The sequence below is a fragment of the Nocardia sp. NPDC050717 genome, assembly GCF_040654275.1.
Classification (GTDB): Bacteria; Actinomycetota; Actinomycetes; order Mycobacteriales; family Mycobacteriaceae; genus Nocardia.
Window position 1 is genome coordinate 295,110 of sequence record NZ_JBFAHR010000001.1, and the last position, 11,907, is coordinate 307,016.

14 protein-coding genes are annotated in these 11,907 nt (G+C 70.2%); 11 read left to right on the forward strand and 3 right to left on the reverse strand.

What is annotated here, in order from left to right; genetic code table 11:
• The first annotated feature begins 26 nt into the window (after positions 1 to 26).
• On the forward strand, positions 27 to 905 hold the full coding sequence (locus AB0H56_RS01490) for a LysR family transcriptional regulator (RefSeq protein ID WP_357156074.1): 879 nt from the start codon (positions 27 to 29) through the stop codon (positions 903 to 905).
• 10 nt (positions 906 to 915) lie between these two features.
• On the opposite strand, the gene AB0H56_RS01495 is transcribed toward AB0H56_RS01490, so the two are convergent.
• Complete coding sequence (locus AB0H56_RS01495) at positions 916 to 1,587, reverse strand: NAD(P)-binding domain-containing protein (protein WP_357156075.1); 672 nt, start codon at positions 1,585 to 1,587, stop codon at positions 916 to 918.
• A 102-nt stretch (positions 1,588 to 1,689) separates the two neighbouring features.
• Here AB0H56_RS01495 and AB0H56_RS01500 point away from each other — a divergent pair, with 102 nt between their 5' ends.
• The 3 genes from AB0H56_RS01500 (at position 1,690) to AB0H56_RS01510 (ending at position 4,128) form a co-directional block, all read left to right on the forward strand.
• Positions 1,690 to 2,076, forward strand: coding sequence for a helix-turn-helix domain-containing protein (locus AB0H56_RS01500; protein WP_357156077.1), 387 nt, complete (start codon positions 1,690 to 1,692; stop codon positions 2,074 to 2,076).
• A 130-nt stretch (positions 2,077 to 2,206) separates the two neighbouring features.
• Positions 2,207 to 3,442: an ATP-binding protein gene (locus AB0H56_RS01505; protein WP_357156078.1), complete on the forward strand. Its 1,236-nt coding sequence runs from the start codon at positions 2,207 to 2,209 to the stop codon at positions 3,440 to 3,442.
• The gene (locus AB0H56_RS01510; RefSeq protein ID WP_056814516.1) at positions 3,439 to 4,128 is read left to right on the forward strand and encodes a response regulator transcription factor; all 690 of its coding nucleotides are present in this window, start codon (positions 3,439 to 3,441) and stop codon (positions 4,126 to 4,128) included. Before AB0H56_RS01505 ends, AB0H56_RS01510 begins: the two co-directional genes overlap by 4 nt.
• Positions 4,129 to 4,192: 64 nt before the next feature.
• Here the strand turns inward: AB0H56_RS01510 and AB0H56_RS01515 are convergent, their stop codons facing one another.
• The gene (locus tag AB0H56_RS01515) at positions 4,193 to 4,522 is read right to left on the reverse strand and encodes a hypothetical protein (protein ID WP_357156080.1); all 330 of its coding nucleotides are present in this window, start codon (positions 4,520 to 4,522) and stop codon (positions 4,193 to 4,195) included.
• A 70-nt stretch (positions 4,523 to 4,592) separates the two neighbouring features.
• A complete protein-coding gene (locus tag AB0H56_RS01520) occupies positions 4,593 to 5,417 on the reverse strand; it encodes a hypothetical protein (protein ID WP_110039347.1) in 825 nt (274 codons plus the stop codon).
• Positions 5,418 to 5,536: 119 nt separating this feature from the next.
• Between AB0H56_RS01520 and AB0H56_RS01525 the strand changes: the two genes are divergently transcribed.
• From AB0H56_RS01525 to AB0H56_RS01555, 7 genes are all read left to right on the forward strand, one after another.
• Positions 5,537 to 6,520, forward strand: coding sequence for a Ppx/GppA phosphatase family protein (locus AB0H56_RS01525; RefSeq protein ID WP_357156081.1), 984 nt, complete (start codon positions 5,537 to 5,539; stop codon positions 6,518 to 6,520).
• Positions 6,517 to 8,358 carry a hypothetical protein gene (locus tag AB0H56_RS01530; RefSeq protein ID WP_357156083.1) on the forward strand — a complete coding sequence of 614 codons (1,842 nt, stop codon included), beginning with the start codon at positions 6,517 to 6,519 and terminating at the stop codon, positions 8,356 to 8,358. Before AB0H56_RS01525 ends, AB0H56_RS01530 begins: the two co-directional genes overlap by 4 nt.
• 16 nt (positions 8,359 to 8,374) lie before the next feature.
• On the forward strand, positions 8,375 to 9,241 hold the full coding sequence (locus AB0H56_RS01535; protein ID WP_357156084.1) for a sugar phosphate isomerase/epimerase: 867 nt from the start codon (positions 8,375 to 8,377) through the stop codon (positions 9,239 to 9,241).
• A gap of 82 nt (positions 9,242 to 9,323) precedes the next feature.
• Complete coding sequence (locus tag AB0H56_RS01540) at positions 9,324 to 10,190, forward strand: thioesterase family protein (RefSeq protein ID WP_357156086.1); 867 nt, start codon at positions 9,324 to 9,326, stop codon at positions 10,188 to 10,190.
• Positions 10,191 to 10,216: 26 nt separating this feature from the next.
• On the forward strand, positions 10,217 to 11,035 hold the full coding sequence (gene proC, locus AB0H56_RS01545; RefSeq protein WP_357156087.1) for a pyrroline-5-carboxylate reductase: 819 nt from the start codon (positions 10,217 to 10,219) through the stop codon (positions 11,033 to 11,035).
• A gap of 162 nt (positions 11,036 to 11,197) precedes the next feature.
• Complete coding sequence (locus AB0H56_RS01550; RefSeq protein ID WP_233001589.1) at positions 11,198 to 11,461, forward strand: helix-turn-helix domain-containing protein; 264 nt, start codon at positions 11,198 to 11,200, stop codon at positions 11,459 to 11,461.
• A gap of 187 nt (positions 11,462 to 11,648) precedes the next feature.
• Positions 11,649 to 11,750 carry an AURKAIP1/COX24 domain-containing protein gene (locus AB0H56_RS01555; protein WP_003402602.1) on the forward strand — a complete coding sequence of 34 codons (102 nt, stop codon included), beginning with the start codon at positions 11,649 to 11,651 and terminating at the stop codon, positions 11,748 to 11,750.
• The last annotated feature ends 157 nt before the right edge of the window (positions 11,751 to 11,907 follow it).

Genomic DNA, 11,907 nt, shown 5'->3' on the forward strand with positions numbered 1-11,907 from the left:
TCCGAACACCGGCCTAGGGTGAGCGGGTGGACACCGATCAACTGCGGACCGCGATCGCGCTGGTGCGGCATCGGACCGTCAACAACACCGCGGCGGCTCAGGGCCTCGCACCGTCCTCGGTCTCCGATCGGATACGCAGGCTGGAAACCGAGCTCGGCGCACCGCTGTTCACCCGCAGTCGCGCCGGTATGCGCCCCACGGCGGCGGGTCGCGCCTATCTCACCGCCGCGGCCGCCGCGCTGGCGGCGCTCGACGACGCGGCCGAACAGCTCAGCGCGACACCGGATCTCACCGTCGGCGCGCAGGCGTCGATCGTGGCGGAACTGCTCCCGGCCGTCCTGGACGACCTGCATCGCGCGCACCCCGTTCTCCGCGTCCAGTTGCGCCCGGAGGCCGACCGCGATCGTCTCCTCGCCGCGCTCGAACACGGCGAGACCGACGCTGTCGTCCTCCTCGACGCGGGGGAACACGTCGGCGACCTCGGATTCGCCGGCCCCGCACCGGAGCTCGCGCACCTCGACCTGCGCGCGGTCGCCATGGTGGTCGTCGCCCCACCGCGGCATCCGCTGCTCGGGCGCCGGGTGACCATGGCGCAGATCCAGCGCACGGGCGGTCTGATCGGCCGGGAACCGCGGTGTTCCTTCTGGATGGCCACCCGGCGATGGCTCGGACCCGATGTCGATCTCACCGCCGTCGGTGGCCTGGCCCAGGTGCGCGAATGGGTCGCCACGGGCCGCGGCCTCGCGCTGCTGCCCGAGTTCGCGGTGCGGGCCGATCTCGAATCGGGCAGGCTGGCGGCCGTCGACGTCGAGGTGCCGCCCCTGCGATTGCGGCTGCTCTGGCGCGAAGACCAGGACACTTCCGGCAGGCTGCGCCCGCTGCTCTATGCCCTCACCCAGGCCTGATCGGCGCCGTTCAGTCTTCGACGGCGAACGCGGCCGACAGCGGCGGCAGCATCGCGCGGGCATCGGCCCCGGCGAACCACAGGCCGACGGCGAACACCGAGGTGGCTTCCAGATACTTCGCACGGTGCAGCCCGCCCGCCGGGAAGGGTTGTAGCGCAAGGTCTTCGGCGAGCGCAGCGACGGTTCGCACGGCGGCCGGATCGTCGCCGCAGATCGGTACGGCGAGCCGGGCGCCGTCGAAGACGCGGTCCGTCCCGGCCCAGACCTCGGCGGCGAGCAGGTTGAAGGCCTTGACCACGTGCGCTGTCGGCGCGCCCGCCGCGATGCGCTCGGCCACCGCGTCCTCGCTCAGCACGAACGCGGTCGTGCCGTCGGGCGCCGATTCATCGGGCAGGAACGCGTTGGTGCAGTCGATGAGGATCTTGCCCGCCAAGGCCGTGCCGTGCTCGCTCAGCAATTCGGTCAGCGCACCGACCGGGACTGCCATGAGCACGACCTCGGCCCACTCGATCGCCGCACCGATACCGGCCGCGCGCACCGTCCGCGACGCGGTGATTCGATCGGCGAGCACCCGCGCGGCTTCTCCCGAACGCGCCCCGATCTGCACCTCGTGCCCCGCCGAAGCCCAACCGCCGCCCAGCGCGGCCGCCATCGCACCCGCGCCGATGATTCCGATTCGCATGTCAACTCCTGAGTCGCTGTGTGCCGACGATCGCGGCACCACAGACGCTAGGAATTCCGAGAGGCACTCGCGGGTGCCTCACGCCGGTGTCAGGCTGGTCGCATGACCGCCGCACCGGCCGAACGTTCCGAATATCCGCCCTACGGCGACTACGAGGCCGACTGTCCGGCCAGGATGGGCGTCGACTTGTTCGGAAATTCCTGGCTACCCGTGATCGTGTACATGCTGCGGGATGGTCCGCTTCGTCACAGTGACCTTCTGACGGCCATCGGCGGCATCAGCCAGAAGATGCTCACCCAGACGTTGCGCCGCATGGAACGGATGACGCTCGTACGCAGGCGCCGCTACGCCGAAGCGCCGCCGCGGGTGGAATACGAACTCACCGAAGCAGGCCGCGATCTGCTGGGGCCGATTTATGCGCTCGGCGCATGGGTCGAGCGGCACGGGGCCGCCGTGACCACCGCGATGTACGGCGACCCGCCGGATTGACACGCCCGGGACGGCGCCAGGTGCCTACCGGGTGAACGGCGCGAGAACACCACGCCAAGTGCCTGTGACCTGCGCGAAACTTCGCCGACCCGCCACCGTGATGTCCCCGGGCACTCGTACGATCAAAGGCGTGAGTGTTCCGCAGGCCGTGCTGTTGGCAGTCCTCGCGGCTGTCGTCGGACTGGCAGTCGGAGGCCTGCTGATCCCGTTCGTCAACGCCAGGCAGGCCGCCCGCACGCAGGAAGACACCGGACTGACGATGTCGCAGGTGCTCGACCTGATCGTGCTCGCGTCCGAGAGCGGCATCGCCGTCGTCGACGAATACCGCGACGTGGTGCTGGTGAACCCGCGCGCCGAGGAACTCGGCCTCGTCCGCAACCGGTTGCTCGACGAACGCGCGTGGGCGGCGGTGGAGAAGGTGCTGGCGACCGGCGAATCCGCCGAATACGACCTCACCGCCAAGAACCCGCTGCCGGGGCGCGGCCGGATCGCCGTGCGCGGCGTCGCCCGCAAGCTCTCCCGCGAGGAGACCAGCTTCGTCGTGCTGTTCGCCGACGACGACTCCGAGCAGGCGCGCATGGAGGCGACCAGGCGCGATTTCGTCGCCAACGTCAGCCACGAACTCAAGACCCCCGTCGGCGCGATGAGCCTGCTGGCCGAGGCCATGCTGGAATCCGCCGACGATCCCGAGGCCGTCCGCCACTTCGGCTCCCGCGTGCTGGCCGAATCCCGGCGCCTCGGCAAGATGGTGACCGAGCTGATCGCGCTCTCGCGCCTGCAGGGCGCCGAGAAGCTGCCGGATCTGGCCGTCGTCGACGTCGACACCGTGGTGCAGCAGGCCGTCGACCGGTCGCGCACCGCCGCCGAGGCCGCCGGGATCACCGTCAGCACCGACCGGCCGAGCGGGCTGGAAGTGCTCGGCGACGAGACCCTACTGGTCACCGCGCTGTCGAACCTGGTCGAGAACGCCATCGCGTACTCGCCGCAGGGCTCGCACGTGTCGGTGAGCCGGTCGCTGCGCGGCGATCACGTCGCGATGGCCGTCACCGACCGCGGCATCGGCATCGCCAAGGAAGACCAGGTGCGGGTGTTCGAGCGGTTCTTCCGCTCCGACAAGGCCCGCTCCCGCTCGACCGGCGGCACCGGGCTCGGCCTGGCCATCGTGAAACACGTGGCCGCCAACCACAACGGTGAGATCACCCTGTGGAGCAAACTGGGCACCGGCTCGACGTTCACGCTCCGCATCCCCGCCCATCTGGAAGCCGATGGGGACGAGGACGCGGAACCGACCGAGCTCACGACGAGGGAAACCATCGTCCAGCGTCCCCCCGCTGGACGAGCGAACGGTGTGGAGGCACGCAGATGACGAGTGTTCTGATCGTCGAGGACGAGGATTCGCTGGCCGAGCCGCTCGCGTTCCTGCTGCGCAAGGAGGGCTTCGACGTCACCGTCGTCGGTGACGGCCCGTCCGCGCTGGCCGAGTTCGATCGCTCCGGCGCCGACATCGTCCTGCTCGACCTGATGCTGCCCGGCATGAGCGGCACCGATGTGTGCAAGCAGCTGCGCACCCGCAGCGGCGTGCCGGTGATCATGGTGACCGCGCGCGACAGCGAGATCGACAAGGTCGTCGGCCTGGAACTGGGCGCCGACGACTACGTCACCAAGCCGTACTCGGCCCGCGAGCTGATCGCCCGCATCCGCGCCGTGCTGCGCCGCGGCGCGGGCGACGAGCTGGACTCCGGTAGCGAGAACGGCGTGCTCGAGGCCGGCCCGGTGCGGATGGATGTGGACCGGCACACGGTGCACGTCAACGGCGGGCAGGTCACCCTGCCGCTCAAGGAGTTCGACCTGCTCGAGTACCTGCTGCGCAACTCCGGCCGCGTGCTCACCCGCGGTCAGCTGATCGACCGGGTCTGGGGCGCCGACTACGTCGGCGACACGAAGACCCTCGACGTGCATGTCAAGCGGCTGCGCTCCAAGATCGAGGCCGACCCGGCCAAGCCGGAGCACCTGGTCACCGTGCGCGGCCTCGGCTACAAGCTCGAGGCGTAACCGGCGAACAGAAACCCGGCGCCACCGCGAGGGTGGCGCCGGGTTCGCTCGTTCGGGGGGAAACTCAGATCGCGCTCCACGCGGTGCCGAGCGGGGTCTCGATCTTCTTCAGCGAGACCCAGCCGTAGGCGTCTTCCTGCATGCAGTCGTAGATCGGCACGTCGGTGCCGGTGCCGCGGCAGGCGATGGTCGAGGAGGTGCCCATCGTGCTGACGATGATGTACTTGCCGTTCTTGGCCGCATCGATCGCCGCGGGGTCGGTGTAGTTCACGAATTCGGCCGTGAAGTCCGCGAACCGCGTCGGGTCGCCGTTCGGTTCGGCGTTCGCCAGGCCGGTCATGGAGAGGGTGGCGCCGATCACGAGGGTCGCCAGGGAGATCGCTTTCTTGGACATGGTCAGCGATCAAACCGCACGCGGATGACATTTGCACTACCTACGTATGAACGGGCAGGTGGCGAGGATTTCACGCCGACTGATCCGAAATGCGATCCTCGGCACCGATACGCTCGGCCTCCACCGTCGCCGGATGCACCGCGATCAGGCCGAGGCCTTCGCGGCGCCTGCACAGCCGGGCCAGCTCCTCGTAGGCGGGCGCGCCGAGCAGTTCGCGCAGCTCGGGGCCGTAGGACTGCCAGACCGGCCGGGCGCCGACATGCGCGTCGGGCGAGCCGGTGCAGTACCAGTCCAGGTCGAGGCCGCCCGGTCCCCAGCCGCGACGGTCGTACTCGGTCACCACGGTGCGCAGGATCTGCTCGCCGTCGGGCCGCTCCACCCAGTCCTGGGTGCGGCGGATCGGCAGCTGCCAGCACACGTCCGGCTTCACCTCGAGCGGTTCGATGCCCTTGCGCACGGCCATGATGTGCAGCGCGCAGCCGGGGCCGGCGGCGAAGCCGGGCCGGTTGAGGAAGATGCAGGCGCCGTCGAAGCGGCGGGTGCGCAGGGCCGGTTCGTCCTCGAGCTCGTCGAGTTCGAGGTAACCCTTCTTGACCACCTTGCCCTTCTCGGTGGCCTCGCCCATCAGTTGCCAGTCCTCGGCTGTGAGCATCTTCACAGCACCCGCCAGGCGCTTGCGGTCGTCCTTGTCGGCCAGGAAGGCGCCGTGCGAGCAGCAGCCGTCGTCGGGGCGCTCGGCGATGATCCCCTGACAGGCGGGCGTGCCGAACACGCAGGACCACCGCGAGAGCAGCCAGGTCATATCGGCGACGATCTGGTGCTCGTCGTTTGCTGGATCGGTGAACTCGATCCATTCGCGCGGGAAGTCGAGTTCGACCTCGGGGCTCGGATCGATCTTTCGCCCAGGTCGGAGCCCGGTCTCCGGGGCGCCGGATGCGGCTTCGGTCACAACTTGTGACGCTAACAGTTCAGTCGCCTGGCCTGTAGTACCGGATCACCAAGTAACGTATTCGTGTGCGGCTTGGTGTTCTCGATGTCGGAAGCAATACCGTTCACCTGCTCGTGGTGGACGCGCATCGTGGTGGTCACCCGATGCCGATGAGTTCGACGAAGTCGGCGTTACGGCTCTCCGAGAACATGGATGAGCAGGGCCGGATCACCGAGGAGGGCGAGGCGCGGCTGATCGCGACCATCGCCGAATTCGCCGATCTGGCGCGTAATTCCCGCTGCGTGGAGCTGATGCCGTTCGCGACCTCGGCGCTGCGCGAGGCGACCAACTCCGACGAGGTGCTCGCCCGGGTACGCACGATCACCGGCGTCGATCTGCAGGTGCTCTCCGGTGACGACGAGGCCAGGCTGACGTTCCTCGCGGTGCGCCGCTGGTTCGGCTGGAGCGCGGGCCGGATCATCAACCTCGACATCGGCGGCGGGTCGCTGGAACTGTCCAACGGTGGCGACGAGGAGCCCGATGTCGCGCTCTCGCTGCAGCTCGGCGCGGGCAGGCTCACCAGGGAATGGCTGCGCGACGACCCGCCGGGCAAGCGCAAGATCGCGGTGCTGCGGGACTGGCTCGACGCCGAACTGGTCGCCCCGAGCAGGACCATCATCGAAGCGGGCAAACCGGACCTGGCTGTCGGTACGTCGAAGACCTTCCGCTCGCTGGCCAGGCTCACCGGGGCGGCACCCTCGGCCGCGGGCCTGCGGGTGCGCCGTACACTGACCAGCTCCGGTCTGCGCCAGCTGATCGCGTTCATCTCCCGGATGACCGCGGCCGACCGCGCGGAGCTGGAAGGCGTGAGTTCGGACCGGTCCCAGCAGTTGGTGGCCGGCGCACTGGTCGCGGAGGCGAGTATGCGGGCGTTGTCGCTCGACAGCATCGAGATCTGCCCATGGGCGCTGCGCGAAGGCCTGATCCTGCGCAAGCTGGACGCCGAACCCAACGGGAGCTCGACCGCCGTGCCACCGGTCGAGCCGGTGGTGAGAGCGGAGTCGGCATGAGTGGTGAGGATTCCAAGCAGCTATCGGTCGCCGAACTGCTCGCGCGCAACGCCGCGCAGGGCGCCGCGCCGCCGTCCGGTGGCGGTGGCCGCCGCAGACGCAGCGGGCGAGGTCTCTCGGTCACCGATCTGACCGGGGAGAACGCCGCCGTCCGGCCCGCGAGTTCGCACGCGGCCCCCGCGCCGGAGCCGCAGGAGCCGAGCCCCAGCTACGAACCACCCGCGAGTTATGAGCCGGCGCCCTATCCGCCGCCCGGCCCCGCCGAGCCCGCGTACTCGCCGATGTCAGGGCCCATCACCCGCTTCGATCCCCATTCGGGCTTCTCCGCCCCCGATCCGAACGATCCGCTCGGTGTGGCGGGTTCGCGTCCGTCGTCCGATCCGTTCGGCCCGTTCCGGGCCGAGGCCCGCGACACCGCCGCGCCCACCAACGGCCGCGGTCCCGGCAGGCTCGGGGCGCCCGGTCCCGCGCAGCCGGTCGACCCGGGAATCGCCGAGCTGTTCGGCTCCGGCGCGCTGCCCGAGGTGCCGAGCACCGGTGGCGGCCGTCGTCGCAGGGCCGATCCGGAGGAGGCGCAGGAGCCGCCGCAGCCGCCGCCCGTCGCCGGTGGCAGGGCCGCGCGCAGGCGCGCGGCCGAGGCCGCCGAGGAAGCGGCCGCCCCCGCGGCACCGGCAGCCTGGTCGCCGTCGCCGGAGCCGACGGGCTACGCGCCGCCGTCCTTCGAGGCACCGTACGGGCCGGGACCCCAGGCTCCCGCTGCGTTCGGGCAGGAACCGTTCAACCCGGGCTTCGGCACCGGTTTCGACGGTCGGCCCGACGCCGGGTTCGGCGTGCCGCCGGGCTTCAACGACTATCAGGACGGCGGGTTCAAGGGCTACCAGCCGCAGGCCCCGGCCTTCGGCGCGCAGCCGCCGGAACCGGCCCAGGCCTTCGGCTCGGCGCCCGCGGAGGCCACCCAGGCCTTCACCCCCGAGGCCCCGCCCGCGTGGCCGCAGGAGCCCGATCAGCGGCCACAACTGGACCGCCGCCGCGGCGCGCCCGAGGCGGGCAAGTCCGGTGGGCTGCCGTCGTGGTCGGCGCGCCGTCATCGCCCGGATCCGGCGCCGGAGAGCGGTGGATTCCCGACGGCCGCGTGGTCGCCGGTGAGTCAGGAGCAGCCGCTCGTCGCCGGGCAGTCGGTGGCCGGTGACCTGCTGCGTCAGCAGGCCGACCAGGACGCCGACGCGCGCACCGAGGTCTACCGGCTCGGGCCCCACCGTCCCGGCGCCGAGCCGGACACCGACGACTACGCCGAATCCGACTACGTCGACCGCGACTACGCCGACAACGACTACTCCGACGCCGACTACGCCGACGGCGAGTACGACGACGACTACGACGACGACTACGAGCCGGAACCGAAGCGTGCCAAGGGCGGACGGCGGGCGGCCGCCAAGGCGCGGGCTGCCGAAGTGGCCAGCCGGGCCAAGTCCCGCGCGACCAGCCGGATGGCCGCGACCAGGGCCGGCTCGCGCGCGGCGAGCCGGGTCCCCGCGGGCCGGGCGGGCTCGCGCGCTGCCCGCAGCGCCGAGGACGAGAACCGCCGCCAGTGGCTGATCCTGGGCGGACAGAGCCTCGGCGCCGCGGTCGCCGGAATGTTGCTGTTCAAGGGTTTCGAGACGCTGTGGGAGACCATGCACTGGGTGGCACTGGCCCTGGCGATGGTCGTGATCCTCGGTCTCGTCGCGCTGGTCCGGATCCTGCGCCGCACCGACGACATCTACAGCACTGTGATCGCCGTCGTCGTGGGCGTCTTCGTGACGCTGGGACCGCTAGCCTTTCTCCTCAGTACCAGCTGATCGCAGGGAGTGGGCTGTGGGGAACGTGCGGGCGGACATCGGAATCGGGCTCTCGACGGCGTCGGTGTATCCGGAGAACACGCAGGCGGCGTTCCGCTACGCGGCCGAATTGGGTTACGACGGCGTCGAATTGATGGTGTGGGCCGAACCGGCCAGCCAGGACATCGCGACCGTGCAGTCCTACGTCAAGCGCTACGGCGTTCCGGTGCTGGCCGTGCACGCGCCGTGCCTGCTCATCTCGCAGCGGGTGTGGGGCGCCGACCCGGTGGCCAAGCTGGAACGCAGCGTCCGCACCGCGCAGGCGCTCGGTGCCGACACCGTCGTGGTGCACCCGCCGTTCCGCTGGCAGCGTCGCTACGCGCGCGGTTTCGCCGACCAGGTGGGGGAGCTGGAGGCGCACTACCCGGTCAAGGTCGCGGTCGAGAACATGTTCCCGATGCGGGCCGACACCCTGTTCCGCGAGGGCGCGGTCCGCAGGCTGGAGCGCCGGTCCGGGCCTGGCCCGGCGGTGAGCGCGTTCAGCCCCTCGTTCGATCCGACCGACACCGGATTCGAGCACTACACCCTCGACCTGTCGCACACCGCGACCGCGGGCACCGACGCCATCGAGCTGGCGCGCCGGATGGGCGAGGGGCTGGTGCACCTGCATCTGGCCGACGGTCGCGGCGCCGCCCACGACGAGCACCTCGTCCCCGGTGACGGCACCCAGCCGTGCGCGCAGCTGTGCGAGCACCTGGTGCACAGCGGTTTCCAGGGGCACGCGGTCGCCGAGATCAACACCCAGACCGCGCGGACGACGGCGCAGCGCTCGGCGATGCTGGCCCGCACCCTCGATTTCGCCCGCAGACACCTCACCGGCGCGACCCACGCCGACCGCTCCTGAGATCACGCGCACACGGAATAGTTCAGGCCGCTCGCTGCTTGTACGCTGTACGAATTGCTGTGCACCTCGACCAGGAGTGACGATGACGCGAGAACTCGCGACCGACGCGCCGTTCAGTCAGGTCTGCGACCTGACCGAGCTGCCCACCACCACGACCGAGACCGGACGCTACGTCGGCGTCATCGCGCCCACCTGGACCATCGGCCCCAAGGTGCACGGCGGCACCATGGTCGCCGCCAGCGCCGCCGCGGCCACCCGCTGGCTCACCGAGGCCGACGACTCGCTGGCCGGGATGGCGCCGATCGCGGGCAGCTCCGACTTCCTCGGCGCGCCGGAGCCGGGCGAGGTCGAGTACGCGGTGCACATCCGCAAGAAGGGCCGCCAGATCTGCCTGGCCGACGCCGAGCTCATCCAGAACGGCCGCACGCTGGTGCGCACCGCCTTCACCTTCGGCCACCTCGACACCGAGGGCACCCGCTGGAGCGACACCGCGACCGACATGCCCGCCGAGCCCGACGCCACCGCGCACGAATACACCCCCGATTCGCCGATGGGCAAGGTCGTCCACGTCGGCGAGGTGGCCAGGGTCTTCCTCGACGGGAAATGGGCCGACTTCGCGCGCGGCGAGACCGGCGAGCCGAGGGCCCGGCTGTGGATCCGCCCGCTCGACGGCGACGAAGCAGACCCGCGCGTGCGCGCCGCCTTCGCCATGATGGCCGCCGACATGAGCCCGCCGGTGCCGATCAATCTCGGCCACTTCGGCTGGTCGCCGACCGTCCAGATGACCACCTACCTGCGCCGGATCCCCGCGCCGGGCTGGCTGCGCGTCATCGCGACCGCCCGCGAGGTCGGTGAGCGGATGTTCGACGAGGATCAGCTGGTCATCGACTCCACCGGCGCCGTCGTCGCGCAGAGCAGGCAGCTGGCGCTGATACCGGCGGCGCGCTGACCGACCGCGCACCCTAACCTGGACCCATGACGAGAATCGCGGTTGTCGGTGGTGGGCGGATCGGTGAGGCGCTGATCGCCGGGTTGTTGGAATCCGGCCGCGCGACCAAGGATCTCGTGGTCGCCGAGCCGGTGGCCCCGCGCGCGGCGCAGCTGGCCGAGCGGTTCAAGATCCGCGCCACCGGGTCGATCGCGGACGCGGTCGTCGGCGCAGACATCGTGGTGCTCGCGGTCAAGCCGGGCGATGTCGACTCGGTGCTCACCGACCTGTCCAAGGCCGACCTCGAGTCCGGGCACGAACAGGTGCTGGTCTCCCTGGCCGCCGGTGTCACCACCGCGCACCTGGAGTCCCGGCTGCCCGCCGGTTTCGCCGTCGTCCGGGTCATGCCGAACACGCCGATGCTGGTCGGGCAGGGCATGAGCGCCATCGCGCCGGGCCGCTACACCGACGCCGAGCAGCTCGAGCTCGTCGGCGAGATGCTCGAAGCCGTCGGTAAGGTGGTGACGGTGGCCGAATCCCAGATGGATGCGGTCACCGCGGTGTCGGGCTCAGGGCCGGCGTATTTCTTCCTCGTCGTCGAGGCGATGATCGACGCCGGCGTGAGCCTGGGGCTGACGCGCGAGGTGGCCACTCAGCTGGTCGTGCAGACCATGATCGGCTCGGCTGCGCTGCTGGACGAGACCGGCCAGAACGCGGTCGATCTGCGGGCCGCGGTCACCTCTCCCGGTGGGACGACGGCGGCCGCGCTGCGGGTGCTCGAGCGCCATGCGCTGCGCTCGGCGTTCACCGAGGCGCTGCACGCGTCCAAGCAACGCTCCGCCGAACAGGGCGCGTCGAACGAATGACAACCGGGTACCCGGGATGAAAACCGATTTCTCACACCCGTCGCAGTAATCCCACTGGTCCCGCTAAGCTCGTAGAAGCACGTGCGTGTCTGTTCCGCCGGTGGGGAAGCCGGCGGCGCGGACGTGCCGGAGGTCAATGGTGCCATGATGTCTGCGAACAGAATGTCTGCAAGCAATTCACCGGCGTCGGGCGGTGGATCGGGTTCATCCGGTCCACGGGCCACGCAGGGACAACCGGTGATCGGCGGTGGCACTCAATTTCTCACCGTCGCCGAAGTCGCCGATCTCATGCGGGTGTCGAAGATGACGGTCTATCGGCTCGTGCACTCGGGTGAACTGCCCGCGGTGCGGGTCGGTCGCTCGTTCCGGGTGCACGCGAAAGCCGTGCACGATTACCTGGAAACGTCGTACTTCGACGCCGGCTGAGATAGTCAGCCAGGTACAAGGGCGGTTTCGTCGCTGCTCTGGTGTCCCGGTAGGATGAACCCTCGGTTCGTGTCCGCCTGCCGGTGGCACCGCTTCGTGGTGTCCGGTGCGCCCCGGCGGCGCGGATGCCAGACGACGCACGCGACACCGCGTGTGCATGCCGAGTAGAGAAACGCGAGGAAACCCTATGGGTTCTGTGATCAAGAAGCGCCGCAAGCGCATGTCGAAGAAGAAGCACCGCAAGCTGCTTCGCCGCACGCGTGTTCAGCGGCGCAAACTCGGCAAGTAAGCCTGCGTGCCCGCGCGAGCCCGTCACCGTTTCGGTGGCGGGCTCGTGTGTTCTCACAGCGGCCACGTTAAAAGCTTGTTGATCGTGGCGGTGGGTGGCGCGAATGCGGCTACTCTGGTACGCGGAAACATGAGAAGCAGGGGGCTTTGAGTGGGGT